Origin of the sequence: Klebsiella sp. D-Nf1 (assembly GCF_002810515.1) — a bacterium.
In the GTDB taxonomy this organism is placed as follows: domain Bacteria; phylum Pseudomonadota; class Gammaproteobacteria; order Enterobacterales; family Enterobacteriaceae; genus Klebsiella; species Klebsiella variicola.
The window spans coordinates 183056-202078 of record NZ_PIOK01000001.1; the positions used below are offsets into that span (position 1 = coordinate 183056).

The window sequence follows — 19023 nt, forward strand, 5'->3', positions numbered from 1 at the left end:
AGTGAGCAATCTGTCGCTCGATTTTTCCGACAACGCGTTTCAACCTCTGGCCGCTCGTATGCGGCCAGAAAATTTAGCGCAGTATATTGGCCAGCAGCACCTGCTGGCGCCGGGTAAACCCCTGCCGCGGGCGATTGAAGCCGGGCACCTGCATTCAATGATCCTCTGGGGGCCGCCGGGCACCGGCAAGACCACCCTCGCGGAAGTGATTGCCCGCTACGCCAGCGCCGATGTCGAACGGATCTCGGCGGTGACCTCAGGAGTCAAAGAGATCCGCGAGGCCATTGAGCGCGCACGGCAAAACCGCAACGCTGGCCGACGGACCATCCTGTTTGTTGACGAAGTGCATCGCTTTAATAAAAGTCAGCAGGACGCCTTTCTGCCGCATATTGAAGACGGCACCATCACTTTTATTGGCGCGACCACCGAAAACCCCTCCTTTGAGCTTAACTCAGCGCTGCTCTCCCGTGCGCGCGTCTACTTACTGAAATCGCTGACTGCCGACGATATCGAGCGGGTGCTTGACCAGGCGATGAACGATAAGTCCCGCGGCTACGGTGGGCAGGATATTATTCTGCCGGATGAGACCCGCAAGGCCATCGCCGAACTGGTGAATGGCGACGCGAGGCGGGCGCTGAATACCCTGGAAATGATGGCCGATATGGCCGAGAGCGATGACTCGGGCAAGCGGGTGCTGAAGGCGGAACTGCTGACCGAGATCGCCGGCGAGCGCAGCGCGCGCTTTGATAACAAAGGCGACCGGTTCTACGATTTGATTTCCGCTCTGCATAAGTCGGTGCGCGGTAGCGCGCCGGATGCGGCACTTTACTGGTACGCGCGGATCATCACCGCCGGTGGCGACCCGCTGTACGTTGCCCGTCGCTGCCTGGCGATTGCCTCGGAAGATGTCGGCAACGCCGACCCACGGGCGATGCAGGTGGCCATTTCCGCGTGGGACTGCTTTACCCGCGTCGGGCCAGCAGAGGGTGAACGAGCAATTGCCCAGGCCATTGTCTATCTGGCCTGCGCGCCGAAAAGCAACGCCGTCTACACCGCCTTTAAAGCGGCGCTGGCCGACGCGCGAGATCGTCCTGACTATGACGTTCCGGTGCATCTGCGCAATGCGCCGACGAAGCTGATGAAAGAAATGGGTTATGGCCAGGAGTATCGTTACGCTCATGACGAACCCAACGCCTACGCCGCTGGCGAGCAGTACTTCCCGCAGGAAATGGCGCAAACGCGCTATTATCACCCGACAAACCGGGGGCTTGAGGGCAAAATTGGCGAAAAGCTCGCCTGGCTCGCTGAACAGGATCAAAATAGCCCGATAAAACGCTACCGCTAATTGAGGCGTTGCGGTAAGGTTATTACACTATTTCCGTGGTCGTAGTCTGCGGCCACTTTTCTTTATTTAATTCGATAAGCACAGGATAAGCATGCTCGATCCCAATCTGCTGCGTACCGAGCCAGACGCAGTCGCAGAAAAACTGGCACGCCGGGGCTTTAAGCTGGATGTAGATAAACTTCGCGCGCTTGAAGAGCGTCGTAAAGTTCTGCAGGTGCAAACGGAAAACCTGCAGGCGGAGCGCAACTCCCGATCGAAATCCATTGGCCAGGCGAAAGCGCGCGGGGAAGATATCGAGCCATTACGCCTGGAAGTGAACAAGCTTGGCGAACAGCTGGATGCCGCAAAATCCGAACTGGAAGCGCTGCTGGCGGAAATTCGCGATATTGCCCTGGCGATCCCGAACATTCCCCATGATGATGTGCCGGTTGGCCGTGACGAAAACGACAACGTTGAAGTTAGCCGCTGGGGTACGCCGCGCCAGTTCGATTTCGAAGTGCGCGATCACGTGACGCTGGGTGAAATGCACGGGGGGCTGGATTTTGCCGCCGCCGTTAAGCTCACTGGCTCGCGTTTTGTAGTGATGAAAGGCCAACTGGCCCGTCTGCACCGCGCTCTGGCCCAGTTCATGCTGGATCTGCACACCGAACAGCATGGCTATAGCGAAAACTATGTCCCGTACCTGGTGAACCAGGACACGCTGTATGGCACCGGCCAGTTGCCGAAATTCGCTGGCGACCTGTTCCATACTCGTCCGCTGGAAGAAGAAGCCGACAGCAGCAACTACGCGTTGATCCCGACGGCGGAAGTGCCGCTGACCAACCTGGTGCGCGATGAAATCATCGACGAAGACGATCTGCCGATCAAAATGACCGCCCATACGCCGTGCTTCCGCTCTGAAGCCGGTTCCTATGGTCGCGACACCCGCGGTCTGATCCGTATGCACCAGTTCGACAAAGTTGAAATGGTGCAGATCGTGCGTCCGGAAGACTCCATGGCGGCGCTGGAAGAGATGACCGGCCATGCCGAGAAAGTGCTGCAGCTGCTGGGTCTGCCGTACCGTAAGGTCGCGCTGTGCACCGGCGATATGGGCTTCAGTGCCTGCAAAACCTACGACCTGGAAGTGTGGGTTCCGGCGCAGAACACCTATCGTGAAATTTCTTCCTGCTCTAACGTCTGGGATTTCCAGGCGCGTCGTATGCAGGCTCGCTGCCGCAGCAAGTCCGACAAGAAGACTCGTCTCGTTCATACTCTGAATGGTTCTGGTCTGGCGGTAGGTCGTACCCTGGTGGCGCTGATGGAAAACTATCAGCAGGCCGATGGCCGTATTGAAATCCCGGAAATTCTGCGCCCGTATATGCGTGGCCTCGAATATATCGGGTAATTTTTTCTTCCTCTCTTTTAAAAGCGCCTGCGGGCGCTTTTTTTACGCCCTTATTGATACCGGGCAATAATCCATTCTACGAATGCAGTGATACTCCCTTTGGATTAAATCAGCATAAAAAACCAATAATATTTCAAAGCAATATATATATGACTATATAGCGCTTGTCAGTTTATTGTGAGCAACCAAAGCGAGTATCCATGAAAATTAAAGCCCCCGATGCTTTACTGGCTGCTGAGGTAAGCCGCCGTGGTTTAATGAAAACCACGGCAATAGGCGGCCTGGCGCTGGCCAGCAACGCACTAACATTACCCTTTACCCGTATGGCGCATGCCGCCGATACACCGGCGCCCGCCAGCGAGAAGGTGGTCTGGAGCGCCTGTACCGTCAACTGCGGCAGCCGCTGCCCGCTGCGCATGCACGTGGTGGATGGCGCGATTAAATACGTTGAAACCGATAATACCGGTGACGATAACTATGATGGCCTGCATCAGGTTCGCGCCTGCCTGCGTGGTCGCTCGATGCGTCGCCGGGTCTATAACCCGGACCGCCTGAAGTACCCGATGAAGCGCGTCGGCAAACGCGGCGAGGGCAAGTTCGAGCAAATCAGCTGGCAAGAGGCGTTCGATACCATCGCCAGCAATATGCAGCGGTTAATTAAAGAGTACGGCAACGAATCCATCTACCTGAACTATGGCACCGGCACGCTCGGCGGCACGCTGACACGCTCCTGGCCGCCAGGGAAAACGCTGATTGCTCGCCTGATGAACTGCTGCGGCGGCTATCTCAACCACTACGGCGATTACTCTTCGGCGCAGATTGCCGAGGGCCTCAATTATACCTACGGCGGCTGGGCCGACGGCAATAGCCCGTCGGATATTGAAAACAGCCAGCTGGTGGTGCTGTTCGGCAATAACCCCGGCGAAACGCGGATGAGCGGCGGCGGGGTGACGTACTACCTTGAGCAGGCGCGGCAGAAATCCAATGCCCGGATGATCATTATCGATCCACGTTATACCGACACCGGCGCCGGACGCGAAGATGAATGGATCCCGATTCGCCCCGGTACCGATGCGGCGCTGGTATCGGGTCTGGCGTGGGTGATGATCACCGAGAATCTGGTCGATCAGCCGTTCCTCGATAAATACTGCGTGGGATACGACGAGAAAACGCTGCCCGCCGATGCGCCAGCCAATGGTCACTACAAAGCTTACATTCTTGGCCAGGGCACTGACGGTATCGCCAAAACGCCGGAGTGGGCCTCGACGATTACCGGTATTCCGCGCGAACGCATTGTTAAACTGGCGCGCGAAATTGCCACCGCCAAACCGGCCTATATCAGCCAGGGTTGGGGGCCGCAGCGTCACGCCAACGGCGAAATCGCCACCCGGGCTATCTCGATGCTCGCTATCCTGACGGGTAACGTCGGGATCAACGGCGGCAACAGCGGCGCGCGCGAGGGCTCTTACAGCCTGCCGTTTGAGCGCATGCCGACGCTGGAGAATCCGGTTCAGACCAGTATCTCGATGTTTATGTGGACCGACGCTATCGAGCGTGGTCCGGAAATGACCGCGCTGCGCGACGGCGTTCGTGGCAAAGATAAGCTCGACGTGCCGATCAAAATGATCTGGAACTATGCGGGAAATTGCCTGATTAACCAGCACTCAGAGATCAACCGTACCCACGAGATCCTGCAGGACGACAAGAAGTGCGAGATGATCGTAGTCATCGATTGCCATATGACCTCGTCCGCGAAATACGCCGATATTCTGCTGCCGGACTGCACCGCCTCCGAGCAGATGGATTTCGCGCTGGATGCCTCCTGCGGCAACATGTCCTACGTCATCTTTGCCGATCAGGCCATCAAGCCGCGTTTCGAATGCAAAACTATCTATGAGATGACCACCGAGCTGGCAAAACGCCTCGGTGTGGAGCAGCAGTTTACCGAAGGCCGTACCCAGGAAGGCTGGATGCGCTATCTGTATGAGCAGTCGCAGAAAGCGATTCCCGATCTGCCAGATTTCGACACCTTCCGCCAGCAAGGCATTTATAAGCAGCGCGATCCGCAAGGACACCATGTGGCCTACAAAGCCTTCCGCGAGGATCCGCAGGCCAATCCGCTGACCACGCCGTCGGGCAAGATCGAAATTTACTCGCAGGCGCTGGCGAAAATCGCGGCTACCTGGGAACTCCCGGAAGGGGATGTTATCGATCCGCTGCCTATCTATACCCCGGGCTTCGAAAACTACAACGATCCATTGACGGCGAAATACCCGCTACAGCTGACCGGCTTCCACTATAAATCGCGCGTTCACTCAACTTACGGCAACGTCGATGTGCTGAAGGCCGCCTGTCGGCAGGAGATGTGGATTAACCCGATCGACGCGAAGCAACGCGGTATTGCCAACGGCGATCGCATTCGCATCTTCAACGACCGCGGTGAAGTACATATCGAAGCGAAGGTGACGCCGCGCATGATGCCGGGCGTTGTCGCGCTGGGGGAAGGGGCCTGGTATAACCCGGACGCTTCGCGGGTGGATCAGGCGGGCAGCATCAACGTGCTGACCACCCAGCGTCCGTCGCCGCTGGCGAAGGGGAACCCGTCGCATACCAACCTCGTCCAGGTTGAAAAGCTGTAAGGAGTAACCGATGACAACTCAGTATGGATTTTTTATTGATTCCGCCCGTTGCACCGGTTGCAAGACCTGCGAACTGGCCTGTAAGGATTACAAGAACCTGACCCCGGAGGTCAGCTTCCGCCGCATCTATGAGTATGCCGGCGGCGACTGGCAGGAGGACAACGGCGTCTGGCAGCAGAACGTGTTCGCCTACTACCTCTCCATCGCCTGTAACCACTGCGAGGATCCGGCCTGCACCAAGGTCTGCCCGAGCGGGGCAATGCACAAGCGTGAAGACGGTTTTGTCGTGGTCAACGAAGAGGTGTGCATTGGCTGCCGCTACTGCCATATGGCCTGCCCGTACGGCGCCCCGCAGTACAACGCCGACAAAGGCCATATGACCAAGTGCGATGGCTGCCATGAGCGCGTCGCCGAGGGGAAAAAGCCGATCTGCGTCGAGTCCTGCCCGCTGCGGGCACTCGATTTCGGACCGATTGCCGAACTGCGCGCTAAGCACGGCCAGCTGGCCGCGGTGGCCCCGCTGCCGTCGGCGCACTTTACCAGGCCGAGTATCGTTATCAAACCTAACGCCAATGCCCGGCCGTGTGGCGATACCACCGGTTATCTGGCGAACCCGAAGGAGGTGTGAGATGGGAAACGGATGGCATGAATGGCCGCTGATGATCTTTACGGTCTTCGGCCAGTGCGTCGCAGGCGGGTTTATCGTCATGGCGCTGGCGTTGATGACGGGCAATCTCTCCCGTGAGCAGGAGCAGCGCGTGGTGGGGAGTATGTTTGGCCTGTGGGTATTGATGGGGATCGGTTTTATTGCCTCGACGATGCACCTTGGCTCACCGCTACGGGCCTTTAATTCGCTGAATCGCGTGGGGGCCTCGTCGCTGAGTAATGAGATAGCCAGCGGGGCGATCTTCTTCGCCGTCGGCGGAATTGGCTGGCTGCTGGCCGTGTGCAAAAAGCTGCCTGCCAGCCTGCGTAGCCTGTGGCTGATAGTCACCATGGTGTTGGGCGTGATCTTCGTCTGGATGATGGTGCGGGTGTACAACACCATCGACACGGTGCCGACCTGGTATACCGTCTGGACGCCGCTGAGCTTCTTTCTGACGCTGTTTATCGGTGGTCCGCTGCTGGGTTATCTGCTGCTGCGCGTGGCAGGTGTTGACGGTTGGGCGCTGCGCCTGCTGCCGGTGGTCTCTTTGCTGGCACTGCTGGTGAGTATTGTGGTGATCCTGATGCAGGGGAGTGAACTTGCCACTATCCGCAGCTCAATTCAGCAGGCCTCCGCCCTGGTGCCGGATTACGGGGTGCTTATGGCCTGGCGGGTGGTGCTGCTGGCGCTGGCCCTGGCCTGCTGGTGCGTGCCGCAGATTCGCGGCCGCAAGCCGGCGGTCTCGCTGCTCGGCCTGGCGTTGGTTCTGGTGCTGGCGGCAGAGATGATCGGCCGCGGCGTATTCTATGGTCTGCATATGACCGTGGGGATGGCTGTCGCCAGTTAATCCGCGTCATCATGCCGGCGCAGGCGTGCCGGCATGATGAAAACGTGCTGTCGATAGATGAAATTTTTCGACTGAAATTAACGCCGGGATTTATTAATAAATTAAGAAAAACAATAGCGTATTATCTGTTGCCTTACCTTTCCCCCTTCTGTGGATAAAAAACTTCTATCGTGCCCTGCAAAACCGCGTCAGGCCTGATTTCAGATGGATTGACAATGTTTTTAGCGGTGGCATGATGCGCTCGCGATCTGAACATTCCTCACGGTTTTTTACCCATGACCATCTATACCCGGCCAGTGCAAATGCTGCTCTGTGGCCTGCTTTTACTGACCCTGGCGATAGCGGTGCTGAATACGCTCGTCCCGCTCTGGCTCGCCCATGAAAATATGCCAACCTGGCAGGTCGGCATGGTGGGGTCATCTTATTTTACCGGCAACCTGGCCGGTACGCTGCTGGCCGGTTGGGTGATTAAGCGCCTTGGGTTTAACCGCAGCTATTATCTCGCGTCGTTAATTTTCGCCGTCGGCTGCGTAGGGCTGGGGATCACCGTTGGTTTCTGGACGTGGCTGAGCTGGCGTTTTATCGCCGGCGTAGGCTGCGCGATGATTTGGGTGGTGGTGGAAAGCGCGCTGGTCTGCAGCGGGACTTCCCGCAGCCGGGGTCGTCTGCTGGCGGCGTACATGATGGTCTATTATGTCGGTACCGTACTGGGCCAGCTGATGGTCAGTAAATTACCCACCGATTTAATGAGCGTCCTGCCGTGGGTGACAGGGCTGGCGCTGGCGGCGATCCTGCCGCTGCTGTTTACCCGTATTATGGGACAGGCTGAAGAGCCGCATGAAACAGTACGTATCTGGCCGATGCTGAAGCTGCGCCAGGCGCGCCACGGTGTCAATGGCTGCATTATCTCGGGGATTGTTCTCGGCTCGCTGTACGGCCTGATGCCACTATGGCTGAACCATCAGGGCGTCAGCGACTCCGGCATTGGTTTCTGGATGGCGGTGATGGTTAGCGCGGGCATCCTGGGGCAGTGGCCGGTAGGGCGCCTGGCTGATCGTTATGGCCGCCTGCTGGTGCTGCGGGTGCAGGTCTTTGTGGTGATCATCGGCTGTCTGGCGATGCTGAGTCAGGCGGCAATGGCCCCGGCGTTGTTTGTGCTTGGGGCATCCGGTTTCACGCTGTATCCGGTGGCGATGGCCTGGGCCTGTGAAAAAGTGGAGCACCATCAGCTGGTGGCGATGAATCAGGCGCTGCTGATGAGCTATACCATCGGCAGCCTGCTGGGCCCGACCCTGACGGCGATGCTGATGCAGAACTTCTCAGACAACCTGCTGTTTATCATGATCGCCAGCGTGTCGTTTATCTATCTGCTGACCCTGCTGCGCAAGGCCGGGCATCATCCGACGCCGGTGGCGCACGCATAACCATTCTGACGTGCAGCGAAGGCTGCGCGTCATCTGCTTCAATCGATCGTGTTTTCCACTGCAGAGATGGCATTGCGCTTTTCATGAGGATGAAATGCGAGACTGGAACGATTTCCAGCGTAGCGTCGGGCCGGCGTAAGCGCACCACCGGCCCTGATGAGGCTATTAGTACATCACCTTGTGACCATACTGCTCAAGAATGCCTTTCACCCGCTCCATGGTCTCTTTCTTCGGCGGATGGACGCCGTCCAGCTTGTACTCTTCACCCATCGCTACCCATTTGTGTTTGCCCAGCTCATGGTAGGGCAGCAGCTCAATTTTCTCGACGTTGCCCATATCGCGGGTAAATTCGCCCAGGCGGTGTGCGGAGTCATCATCGTCTGACCAACCCGGAACCACCACATAGCGGATCCAGACATTGATATTCTTTTTCGCCAGGTACTGGGCAAACTCGAGGGTGCGGTGGTTGGACACGCCGACCAGGTTCTGGTGAATTTCATCGTTCATCTGTTTGAGATCCAGCATGACCAGGTCAGTCACCTCCAGCAGTTCGTCGATAACCGGATCGTAGCGACGGACAAAGCCGTTGGTATCGAGGCAGGTATGAATACCTTCCTTCTTACAGGCGCGGAACCAGTCGCGAACAAACTCCGCCTGCAGGATCGCTTCGCCGCCCGATGCCGTGACGCCGCCGCCTGAGGCATTCATAAAGTGACGATAGGTCACTACCTCTTTCATTAACTCTTCAACGGTGATTTCTTTGCCGCCGTGGGTATCCCAGGTGTCACGGTTATGGCAGTACAGGCAGCGCATCAGGCAGCCCTGGAAAAAGGTAATAAAGCGGATGCCCGGGCCATCAACGGTGCCACAGGATTCAAAGGAGTGGATGCGACCAATAACTGACATTGCGGTGTTTTCTCCAGATGTGGCCCATCCGGGGCCGTGTTGGTGCACAGCTCAGCGGCTGTGTCGAGTCTGTTTTGACAGGTACCCAAAGTATAGATAACTGGCAAAGCAGGCTGGGGCGGGGAAGCACTTGTTAAAAAGGCCCCACTGACGTGGGGCCTTTATTGTACGCTTTTTCAGTCAGACTGGGAATTACATGGTCTGAGTGAAGGTACGGGTAATAACGTCCTGCTGCTGTTCTTTCGTCAGGGAGTTAAAACGTACGGCGTAGCCAGATACGCGGATGGTCAGCTGCGGATATTTTTCCGGGTTTTCCATCGCGTCGAGCAGCATTTCGCGGTTCATGACGTTCACGTTCAGGTGCTGACCACCTTCGATGGACGCTTCGTGATGGAAGTAACCATCCATCAGGCCCGCCAGGTTGGTCTTACGAACTTCGTCATCTTTACCCAGTGCGTTCGGCACGATAGAGAAGGTGTAAGAGATACCATCTTTCGCGTAAGCAAACGGCAGTTTAGCTACGGAGGTCAGAGAGGCAACAGCACCTTTCTGGTCACGGCCGTGCATTGGGTTAGCACCTGGTCCGAACGGCGCGCCAGCGCGACGACCATCTGGGGTGTTACCGGTTTTCTTACCATACACCACGTTAGAGGTGATGGTCAGAACAGACTGAGTCGGGATAGCGTTACGGTAGGTGTGCAGTTTCTGAATTTTCTTCATGAAACGTTCAACCAGGTCAACGGCCATATCATCGACGCGAGCATCGTTGTTACCAAACTGCGGGTATTCGCCTTCGATTTCGAAGTCGATAGCCAGACCGTCTTCGTCACGAATCGGTTTAACTTTCGCATATTTGATAGCAGACAGGGAGTCAGCAGCAACGGACAGACCAGCGATACCACACGCCATGGTGCGGATAACGTCACGGTCGTGCAGCGCCATCAGAGAGGCTTCGTAGCTGTACTTGTCGTGCATGTAGTGGATGATGTTCAGCGCGGTGACGTACTGTTTAGCCAGCCAGTCCATGAAGTGATCCATGCGATCCATGACTTCGTCGAATTTCAGGACGTCGCCTTTGATCGGTTCAGATTTCGGACCCACCTGCATTTTCAGTTTTTCATCCACGCCGCCGTTGATAGCGTACAGCATGGTTTTCGCGAGGTTGGCACGAGCGCCGAAGAACTGCATTTGCTTACCAACAACCATCGGGCTTACGCAGCATGCGATAGCGTAGTCGTCGTTGTTGAAGTCCGGACGCATCAGGTCATCGTTCTCGTACTGCAGAGAAGAGGTATCGATAGACACTTTAGCAGCGAATTTCTTGAAGCTCAGCGGCAGTTTTTCAGACCACAGGATAGTGATGTTCGGCTCAGGAGACGGCCCCATGGTGTACAGGGTGTTCAGGAAGCGGAAGCTGTTTTTGGTCACCAGGGTACGACCGTCAACGCCCATACCACCGATGGATTCCGTTGCCCAAATCGGGTCACCGGAGAACAGTTCATCATATTCCGGAGTACGCAGGAAGCGAACCATACGCAGTTTCATGACCAGGTGGTCAACCATTTCCTGCGCGTCTTGCTCGGTGATTTTACCCGCTTTCAGGTCACGTTCGATGTAGATATCCAGGAAGCTGGAGGTACGACCGAAGGACATTGCCGCGCCGTTCTGAGATTTCACGGCAGCCAGGTAACCGAAGTAGGTCCACTGGATTGCTTCCTGAGCAGTTTTTGCCGGAGCAGAGATATCGCAGCCGTATTTCGCTGCCATTTCTTTGATCTGACCCAGAGCGCGATGCTGTTCAGCGATTTCTTCACGCAGACGGATAGTTGCTTCCAGATCTTCGCCGCTTTCCAGTTTCGCTTGCAGAGACTGGAACTGAGCGTATTTGTCTTTCATCAGGAAGTCGATACCGTACAGCGCAACGCGACGATAGTCACCGATGATACGGCCACGGCCATAAGCATCCGGCAGACCGGTCAGCACGCCGGATTTACGGCAGTTCAGGATGTCTTTGGTGTAAACATCAAATACGCCCTGGTTGTGGGTTTTACGGTACTCGGTGAAGATTTTTTTCAGCATCGGGTCCAGCTCGCGATTGTACGCTTTGCAGGAACCTTCAACCATTTTGATACCACCGAACGGGATGATTGCACGTTTCAGCGGCGCTTCGGTCTGCAGACCAACGATTTTTTCCAGACCTTTCTCGATATAGCCTGCGTCGTGAGAGGTGATGGTGGAAGCCAGGGCAGTGTCAAAATCAACAGGCGCGTGAGTGCGGTTTTCCTGTTTTACACCTTCCATTACGCTGTCCCACAGCTTGGTGGTCGCTTCAGTTGCGCCAGCCAGGAAGGATTCGTCGCCTTCATATGGGGTGTAGTTTTTCTGAATGAAGTCACGGACGTTGACTTCATTCTGCCAGTCACCTTTCGCAAAACCTTCCCAGGCTGTGGCTAACTTTTCATTAAGCTCGGACATGTAACACCTACCTTCTTAAGTGGATTTTTTATTTACTGCCTGAAACAACCCTTAGTGATGGTCGTTGCCACGCAGGTAAATGACCCAGTATGTCAACCCGACCAGCAGACCTCCGCCGATAATGTTCCCGATAGTCACCGGAATCAGGTTATCAGTGATGAAGTTCATAACGGTCAAGTGTGAGAAACTTTCCGGAGTTGAACCGACCGCGGTCCAGAATTCCGGGCTCGCAAAATTGCGGATTACGATACCCATTGGGATCATAAACATGTTGGCGATGCTGTGCTCAAAGCCGCTGGCAACGAACATCGCTACCGGCAGGACCATGATCATCGCTTTATCCATCAGGCTACGACCGGAATAGCTCATCCATACGGCGAGACAAACCATCAGGTTAGCGAGGATACCCAGGCTCACGGCCTCCACAAAAGTATGGTGCATTTTGTGGTCAGCGGTCTGCAGGACGTTTAGCCCCCAACCGCCGTTGGCAGTCATATATTCGCCTGATAACCACATCAGCAGCACAAACAGCAGTGCGCCCACCAGGTTACCAAAATAGACGTTGAGCCAGTTTTTTGCCAGTTGCCCCCATGTAATTCGACCGCTGGCTTTCGCCACCACGATCAATACGGTAGAGGTAAAGAGGTCAGCGCCGCAGATGATGCACAGAATCAGACCCAGGGAAAAACAGACCCCACCGATAAGCTTGGCAATCCCAAAAGGCATCGCGGCAGTGCCGGTGGTCGCGGTGATATAGAATACGAAAGCGATGGAGATGAAAACGCCAGCGGTGATCGCCAGATAAAAGGTCTTCATCGGATGCTTCGTTGCTTTATAGACACCTGCTTCTTCGGCGACTTTCGCCATCGCGGCAGGGAGCAAAAGATCAAAAGGGTTGTCAGCTTTCACACTAACTCTCTCTTTATATAAGTTGGCGGTGAGATACTAACAAAGCATTATAGAAGGGAAATTGATATAGATCATATCTCACCGGAACTATATGCCTTTTTAGTGTGTGGTTTTTGTCTATTTGATGCTTAACTATTTGAATTTTTTATGGAAAATAAATTTTAAAATTTATAACTTATGTTGAATTTTTTCGTTTTCGCCCCAGTTTTTGAGTTAATTAAAATGGAGTATTTTATTTAAAATTAACAATTGGTAAATGATATAAGTGCGATATTTACTATTAATTAACTTTGCAACTACAAACTATAGTGGCTAGCTCGCCAGGTTTAAATAACGGAGCCGCATCGGGCTCCGTTGTTGACAAGCATGTTAGCGCAATGAGGGCTTATTTTGCCCAGAATGCCGCTTTCGCCCGCTGCAGCTTTTCATACGCTTTCAGCAGCGACTGATGAGCCGGGAAGGCTTGCAGATCGCTGTCGACAGCCTGAAGGCCATAGAACGGGGCTTCGCCGCTCAGCGCAGCGCTGGCGGCCTCGACCGCATCAGTGCCGTACATACGGAGGAAGGCGTTCAGATACTGTAGCGGCTGACGATCCTCTTCCTGGCTCAGCAGCAGCAGGGTCTGCAGGCAACGATAGTAGTTTGCGCGCTCAGGGCTGAAGATAGAGGCATTGAATTCCATGGTCCATTCGGTCCAGATCAGCGCCTGTTCCAGATCGCCGCCAGCCAGGGCCAGCATCGCTTTCAGCTCGCCGATGCGCAGGGTATACCAGCCGTTGTCTTTCCCGGTGGCAAGGCCCAGCAGTTCGCGAACGCGGGTGAAATCATCCAGGCCTTCGTCGTCCATTTGTTCGATGAGCGCCAGATAATCTTCTTTTTCCCACTCGCTGCCCGGCAGAGACAGAATAGTGTCCCGCAGATGGGCGCCCATGCTGTTGTTTGCCAGCCACAGGTCTTCTGCCGGATAAATATCCGACATTCCCGGAACGATGATACGGCAGGCGTAAACGCCCAGATGCTCGTAGTCGGCAATGTACACTTCTTTATCTTCGGCCTTGAAGATGGCCATCAGGGTGGCGAACTCTTCTTCGGTGGTACCGGAGAAACTCCAGTCAACGAACGGATAGTCGGCATCCTGCTTGAACATATCCCAGGAGATCAGACCGCTGGAGTCGATGAAGTGGGTTTCGAGGTTAGCGTGCTCGGCGACTTCTTCGTCATCAAAGGTCGGCGGTGTAAAGACGTCGAGGTCTTTCAGGCTGCGGCCCTGCAGCAGTTCTGTGACGGTACGCTCCAGCGCCACGCCGAAGTCCGGGTGGGCGCCAAAGGAGGCGAAGCAGGTGCCGTTAGCCGGGTTAAACAGCACGACGCAGATAACCGGGTATTTGCCGCCCAGCGATCCATCGTAGGCAAAAATCGGGAAACCTTCGGCTTCAAGTTTAGCGATCGACTCCACGACGCCAGGATAGCGCGCCATGACTTCCGCCGGGATCTCCGGCAGGCTGATGCTCTCTGCGATGATGCGGTTTTTGATGTGACGCTCAAAGACTTCGGACAAACCCTGCACGCGCGCTTCATTCGGGGTGTTACCCGCTGACATACCGTTGGATACGTACAAGTTACCAACGATATTCATCGGAATATAGACGGTTTCGCCGTCGGACTGGCGGGTAAAGGGCAGGCCGCACACGCCGCGCTCATCGTTCCCCGACTGCAGATCCACCAGCATACCGGCGGTCAGTTGATCGTCAGGATCGTAGAACGCGCGCAGGCGGGCATCCAGCAGACCTTCCGGTACTTCATCGTCTTCGGTCAGTGGGAACCATTTTTCGTTCGGGTAATGAACAAATGGGCCGTTAGCGATGGTGTCGCCTAACCAGAAGTCGGCGAAGAAATAGTTGGTGGACAGACGCTCGAAATATTCGCCCAGCGCGGAGGCCAGGGCTGCCTTTTTGGTGGCGCCTTTACCATTGGTAAAGCACAGCGCGCACGCTTTATCGCGAATGTGAACGGACCACACGTGCGGCACCGGGTTCAGCCACGAGGCCTCTTCGATATCAAATCCGAGGTCGAGCAATTTCTGCTGGAAGCGAGCGATGGAATCTTCCAGGGCGGCATCTTTGCCGGGAATAAACGTTTGGGTCATGGCGATCACTTTTGTCGTACGGAAAGCGCGCAATGATACGGCTTTTATCTGACAGGTGCTATCTCCATCATCTGGCTATGCTTAGAGGCAACTTATGACCCGCAGGGAGATGATAGATGAAAGCCTTTGACTGGCAGCGGATGGCGCTCGATAAAGTGCCGGTGGAGTTTCTTGCTGAGGTGGCGCTGCGTTGCCTCTACACCTTCGTTCTGGTCTTTATTTTCCTCAAAATCACCGGACGGCGCGGCGTGCGGCAGATGTCACTATTTGAGGTGCTGATAATTCTGACCCTCGGCTCGGCGGCAGGGGACGTGGCGTTTTATGACGATGTACCGCTACTGCCGGTGCTGGTGGTCTTCATCACCCTGGCGCTGTTGTATCGCGGTATCATGTGGCTGATGGGGCACAGCGAAAAGCTGGAGGATCTGCTGGAAGGCAAACCTATTGTGGTGGTCGAGGAGGGGCAGCTGGCGTGGGAGAAGCTGCATGCGGAAAACATGACCGAATTCGAATTTTTCATGGAGCTGCGGGTCAACAGCGTCGAGCAGCTTGGCCAGGTCCGGCTGGCGATCCTCGAAACCAACGGGCAGATCAGCGTGTTTTATTATCCCGATGAAGAGGTCAGAGCGGGGTTGTCTATCCTGCCTACCCACTGTACCACGCGTTACACCACCATTCCGCAGGAGGGGATCTATGCCTGCGTACGCTGCAGCATCGTGATGGCGATGCAGGCGGGAGAAAAGCGAATATGTCCGCGCTGCGCAAATGCAGAATGGTCGAAGGCCAGCCGGGCGAAACGGCTCACCTGACAGCAAATATGTCGGTTTTATTACGTCAAGCCGATAGATTCTGTTGTGTGACGGAGGCCGCGTTTTACCGTTGGCGAGTTTTAGCCATTGCGGACTGTGTCACTGAATGATAAAACCGATAGCCACAGGAATAACTTATGCCCGCGGCGGTTCGCGGGCAAAACAACATAGCAACGTGGTGAGGGGAAATGGCTCAGGTCTATAACTTTAGTTCGGGCCCGGCAATGCTGCCGGCGGAAGTACTCAAACTGGCTCAGCAAGAACTGTGCGACTGGCACGGTCTGGGTACGTCGGTCATGGAGATCAGTCACCGTGGTAAGGAGTTTATCCAGGTGGCAGAAGAGGCAGAACAGGACTTCCGCTCCCTGCTGAATATTCCTTCCAACTATAAAGTTTTGTTCTGCCACGGCGGCGGCCGCGGCCAGTTCGCGGGGATCCCGCTGAACATCCTCGGCGATAAAAACGTCGCTGACTATGTGGACGCCGGCTACTGGGCAGCCAGCGCGGTCAAAGAGGCGAAGAAATACTGCACGCCGAACGTTATCGACGCGAAAATCACCGTCGATGGCAAGCGGGCTGTTACGCCGATGAGCGAGTGGCAGCTGACGCCGGGCGCGGCCTATCTGCATTACTGCCCGAACGAAACTATTGACGGTATCGCGATTGATGATACGCCGAACTTCGACGACGACGTCACCGTCGCGGCCGATTTCTCCTCCACCATTCTGTCCCGTGAAATTGACGTCAACCGCTACGGTGTGATTTATGCCGGCGCGCAGAAAAATATTGGCCCGGCAGGGCTGACGCTGGTTATCGTGCGTGAAGATCTGCTGGGCAAAGCCAGCGTGGCCTGTCCGTCGATCCTCGACTACACCGTGTTAAGTGAGAACGACTCAATGTTTAACACGCCGCCGACGTTCGCCTGGTATCTTGCTGGTCTGGTGTTTAAGTGGCTGAAACAGCAGGGCGGCGTCGCTGCGATGGATAAAATCAACCAGCAGAAAGCCGAACTGCTGTATGGCGTGATCGATAACAGCGGGTTCTACCGTAACGATGTGGCGCAAGCCAACCGTTCACGCATGAACGTGCCGTTCCAGCTGGCGGACAGCGCGCTGGACAAACTGTTCCTCGAAGAGTCGTTTGCCGCCGGGTTGCACGCGCTGAAGGGCCACCGCGTGGTGGGCGGCATGCGTGCCTCCATCTACAACGCGATGCCGCTGGACGGCGTGAAGGCGTTAACCGACTTTATGCTGGACTTCGAACGCCGCCACGGTTAATCGCCTGTTTCTTTCTTCCTCCCCGCGGCCAGTCTGCGGGGTTTTTATTCTGTTTGTTTGAGAGTGAAGTTTGATGGAATCCCTGACGTTACAACCCATCGCACGCGTAGAGGGCACCGTGAACCTGCCAGGTTCGAAAAGCGTCTCCAACCGCGCGCTGCTGCTGGCCGCCCTGGCCCGCGGCACGACGGTGCTGACCAACCTGCTGGACAGCGACGATGTGCGCCATATGCTGAATGCCCTGAGTGCGCTGGGAGTTCATTACACCCTGTCTGCTGACCGCACCCGCTGCGAAGTGACTGGCAACGGTGGTCCGCTGCGCTCTACTGCGGCGCTGGAACTGTTCCTCGGCAACGCCGGTACCGCGATGCGCCCACTGGCTGCGGCCCTGTGCCTTGGCAGCAACGATATTGTGCTGACCGGCGAGCCGCGGATGAAAGAGCGCCCGATCGGCCATCTGGTGGATGCCCTGCGTCAGGGCGGCGCTCAGATCGACTATCTTGAGCAGGAAAATTATCCACCGCTGCGCCTGCGCGGCGGTTTTCAGGGGGGCAATGTCGAGGTTGACGGCAGCGTCTCCAGTCAGTTCCTGACCGCGCTGCTGATGACCGCGCCGCTGGCACCGCAGGATACCGTGATCGCCATTAAGGGCGATCTGGTGTCGAAACCCTACATCGACATTACACTGCACCTGATGAAAACCTTCGGCGTTGAGGTGGACAATCAGTCTTATCAGCGTTTTGTGGTGCGCGGCAAGCAACACTATCAGTCACCAGGGGATTACCTGGTGGAAGGCGATGCTTCCTCGGCCTCGTATTTCCTCGCCGCTGGCGCCATTAAGGGCGGCACGGTAAAAGTCACCGGTATCGGCCGCGGCAGCGTACAGGGCGATATTCGTTTCGCCGACGTACTGGAAAAAATGGGCGCCACCGTGACCTGGGGCGACGATTTCATCGCCTGCACCCACGGCGAGCTCAAGGCTATCGATATGGATATGAACCATATCCCGGACGCGGCGATGACTATCGCCACCGCCGCGCTGTTCGCGCAAGGGACCACTACGCTGCGCAATATCTACAACTGGCGTGTCAAAGAGACGGACCGTCTCTTCGCCATGGCGACCGAGTTGCGTAAAGTGGGCGCCGAGGTGGAAGAGGGGGAAGATTATATTCGCATCACCCCGCCGGCGAAGTTGAAGTATGCTGAAATCGGCACCTATAACGACCACCGGATGGCGATGTGCTTCTCGCTGGTGGCGCTGTCTGATACGCCGGTGACCATCCTTGATCCCAAATGTACTGCCAAAACGTTCCCGGACTATTTTGAGCAATTGGCGCGGATCAGTACCCTCGCCTGAGTAAAACTTTGTCATCCCGCGGGCTGATGTCCTGTCAGCCCGCTATAATTGCGCAAAACTTCTGCTTTTCATTTCCTGTAGTCCGTAATTTACAAGCAATGCTCACTTTCCGGCGTATTGATGCGTATAATGCGCGGCGTTTATATTCCATGCGCCTTGCTGAAGGAGAAAAAGATGACGGCGAATATTCCGGTAATCACCATTGATGGGCCTGGCGGTGCGGGTAAAGGTACGTTGTGCAAGGCAATGGCGGAAGCGCTGGGCTGGCATCTGTTAGATTCAGGCGCGATCTACCGCGTTCTGGCGCTGGCGGCGCTGCATCATCATGTTGACGTAGAGTCCGAAGAGGCGCTGGTGCCCCTGGCGGCCCATCTTGACGTGCGCTTTATTTCTACTGACGGCACCCTGGAAGTGGTGCTGGAAGGGGAAGATGTCAGCGGCGAAATTCGCACTCAGGAGGTCGCCAATGCCGCCTCGAAAGTGGCCGCTTTCCCACGCGTTCGCGAAGCGCTGCTGCGCCGCCAGCGTGCTTTCCGTGAACTGCCCGGGCTCATCGCCGACGGGCGCGATATGGGCACGGTGGTTTTCCCGGACGCACCGGTCAAAATTTTCCTTGATGCCTCTGCCGATGAACGGGCGCATCGCCGTATGCGGCAGTTGCAGGAAAAGGGCTTTGATGTTAACTTTGAACGTCTTTTGTCCGAGATAAAAGAGCGTGACGATCGCGACCGAAATCGTGCCGTGGCGCCGCTTGTCCCGGCTGCCGATGCATTAGTTCTCGATTCAACAGAACTAAACATTGAGCAAGTGATTGAAAAAGCGCTACAATATGCGCGCGAAAAATTGGCCGTTGCGTAAG

Annotated in this window: 14 protein-coding genes; 10 read left to right on the top strand and 4 right to left on the bottom strand. The window is 55.9% G+C overall.

Annotated elements, in window-relative coordinates; translation table 11 throughout:
• Position 1 precedes the first annotated feature (1 nt).
• The 6 genes from rarA (at position 2) to CWM54_RS00890 (ending at position 8285) form a co-directional block, all read left to right on the top strand.
• A complete protein-coding gene (gene rarA, locus CWM54_RS00860; protein ID WP_074386424.1) occupies positions 2–1345 on the top strand; it encodes a replication-associated recombination protein RarA in 1344 nt (447 codons plus the stop codon).
• Positions 1346–1436: 91 nt separating this feature from the next.
• Positions 1437–2729 (top strand): serine--tRNA ligase, encoded by a 1293-nt coding sequence (gene serS / locus CWM54_RS00865; RefSeq protein WP_049003789.1) that lies wholly within the window; start codon positions 1437–1439, stop codon positions 2727–2729.
• Positions 2730–2929: 200 nt separating this feature from the next.
• Positions 2930–5368: a dimethylsulfoxide reductase subunit A gene (dmsA, locus tag CWM54_RS00870; protein WP_100681549.1), complete on the top strand. Its 2439-nt coding sequence runs from the start codon at positions 2930–2932 to the stop codon at positions 5366–5368.
• Between the two features lie 10 nt (positions 5369–5378).
• Positions 5379–5996: a DMSO/selenate family reductase complex B subunit gene (locus CWM54_RS00875; RefSeq protein ID WP_004150845.1), complete on the top strand. Its 618-nt coding sequence runs from the start codon at positions 5379–5381 to the stop codon at positions 5994–5996.
• A gap of 1 nt (position 5997) precedes the next feature.
• Positions 5998–6861, top strand: coding sequence for a dimethyl sulfoxide reductase anchor subunit family protein (locus CWM54_RS00880; RefSeq protein ID WP_100681548.1), 864 nt, complete (start codon positions 5998–6000; stop codon positions 6859–6861).
• A gap of 275 nt (positions 6862–7136) precedes the next feature.
• Positions 7137–8285 (top strand): MFS transporter, encoded by a 1149-nt coding sequence (locus CWM54_RS00890; RefSeq protein WP_061155186.1) that lies wholly within the window; start codon positions 7137–7139, stop codon positions 8283–8285.
• Between the two features lie 165 nt (positions 8286–8450).
• Here CWM54_RS00890 and pflA read toward each other — a convergent pair whose 3' ends face one another.
• The 4 genes from pflA to ycaO all read right to left on the bottom strand — a co-directional run bounded on the left by pflA (position 8451) and on the right by ycaO (position 14721).
• Positions 8451–9191, bottom strand: coding sequence for a pyruvate formate lyase 1-activating protein (gene pflA / locus CWM54_RS00895; RefSeq protein ID WP_002898145.1), 741 nt, complete (start codon positions 9189–9191; stop codon positions 8451–8453).
• A gap of 192 nt (positions 9192–9383) precedes the next feature.
• Positions 9384–11666 carry a formate C-acetyltransferase gene (gene pflB / locus CWM54_RS00900; protein ID WP_061155185.1) on the bottom strand — a complete coding sequence of 761 codons (2283 nt, stop codon included), beginning with the start codon at positions 11664–11666 and terminating at the stop codon, positions 9384–9386.
• Between the two features lie 51 nt (positions 11667–11717).
• Positions 11718–12575 carry a formate transporter FocA gene (gene focA / locus CWM54_RS00905; protein ID WP_061155184.1) on the bottom strand — a complete coding sequence of 286 codons (858 nt, stop codon included), beginning with the start codon at positions 12573–12575 and terminating at the stop codon, positions 11718–11720.
• Positions 12576–12960: 385 nt separating this feature from the next.
• On the bottom strand, positions 12961–14721 hold the full coding sequence (gene ycaO, locus CWM54_RS00910) for a 30S ribosomal protein S12 methylthiotransferase accessory factor YcaO (RefSeq protein ID WP_100676031.1): 1761 nt from the start codon (positions 14719–14721) through the stop codon (positions 12961–12963).
• Between the two features lie 116 nt (positions 14722–14837).
• On the opposite strand from ycaO, the gene CWM54_RS00915 reads away from it, so the two are divergent.
• From CWM54_RS00915 to cmk, 4 genes are all read left to right on the top strand, one after another.
• The gene (locus CWM54_RS00915) at positions 14838–15530 is read left to right on the top strand and encodes a DUF421 domain-containing protein (RefSeq protein ID WP_100695664.1); all 693 of its coding nucleotides are present in this window, start codon (positions 14838–14840) and stop codon (positions 15528–15530) included.
• Positions 15531–15718: 188 nt separating this feature from the next.
• Positions 15719–16807, top strand: a complete 1089-nt coding sequence (serC, locus tag CWM54_RS00920) for a 3-phosphoserine/phosphohydroxythreonine transaminase (protein ID WP_100681545.1) — start codon at positions 15719–15721, stop codon at positions 16805–16807.
• A 73-nt stretch (positions 16808–16880) separates the two neighbouring features.
• On the top strand, positions 16881–18164 hold the full coding sequence (gene aroA / locus CWM54_RS00925; protein ID WP_100681544.1) for a 3-phosphoshikimate 1-carboxyvinyltransferase: 1284 nt from the start codon (positions 16881–16883) through the stop codon (positions 18162–18164).
• Between the two features lie 174 nt (positions 18165–18338).
• Positions 18339–19022 (top strand): (d)CMP kinase, encoded by a 684-nt coding sequence (cmk, locus tag CWM54_RS00930; RefSeq protein ID WP_012542319.1) that lies wholly within the window; start codon positions 18339–18341, stop codon positions 19020–19022.
• The last annotated feature ends 1 nt before the right edge of the window (position 19023 follow it).

What these genes read in the sequence shown, in the direction of transcription:
- aroA (WP_100681544.1), top strand. Translation starts at nt 16,881, where the DNA reads ATGGAATCCCTGACGTTACAACCCATCGCACGCGTAGAGGGCACCGTG.
- pflB (WP_061155185.1), bottom strand. Translation starts at nt 11,666, where the DNA reads ATGTCCGAGCTTAATGAAAAGTTAGCCACAGCCTGGGAAGGTTTTGCG.
- CWM54_RS00890 (WP_061155186.1), top strand. Translation starts at nt 7,137, where the DNA reads ATGACCATCTATACCCGGCCAGTGCAAATGCTGCTCTGTGGCCTGCTT.
- CWM54_RS00875 (WP_004150845.1), top strand. Translation starts at nt 5,379, where the DNA reads ATGACAACTCAGTATGGATTTTTTATTGATTCCGCCCGTTGCACCGGT.
- pflA (WP_002898145.1), bottom strand. Translation starts at nt 9,191, where the DNA reads ATGTCAGTTATTGGTCGCATCCACTCCTTTGAATCCTGTGGCACCGTT.
- CWM54_RS00915 (WP_100695664.1), top strand. Translation starts at nt 14,838, where the DNA reads ATGAAAGCCTTTGACTGGCAGCGGATGGCGCTCGATAAAGTGCCGGTG.
- CWM54_RS00880 (WP_100681548.1), top strand. Translation starts at nt 5,998, where the DNA reads ATGGGAAACGGATGGCATGAATGGCCGCTGATGATCTTTACGGTCTTC.
- dmsA (WP_100681549.1), top strand. Translation starts at nt 2,930, where the DNA reads ATGAAAATTAAAGCCCCCGATGCTTTACTGGCTGCTGAGGTAAGCCGC.
- ycaO (WP_100676031.1), bottom strand. Translation starts at nt 14,721, where the DNA reads ATGACCCAAACGTTTATTCCCGGCAAAGATGCCGCCCTGGAAGATTCC.
- serS (WP_049003789.1), top strand. Translation starts at nt 1,437, where the DNA reads ATGCTCGATCCCAATCTGCTGCGTACCGAGCCAGACGCAGTCGCAGAA.
- serC (WP_100681545.1), top strand. Translation starts at nt 15,719, where the DNA reads ATGGCTCAGGTCTATAACTTTAGTTCGGGCCCGGCAATGCTGCCGGCG.
- cmk (WP_012542319.1), top strand. Translation starts at nt 18,339, where the DNA reads ATGACGGCGAATATTCCGGTAATCACCATTGATGGGCCTGGCGGTGCG.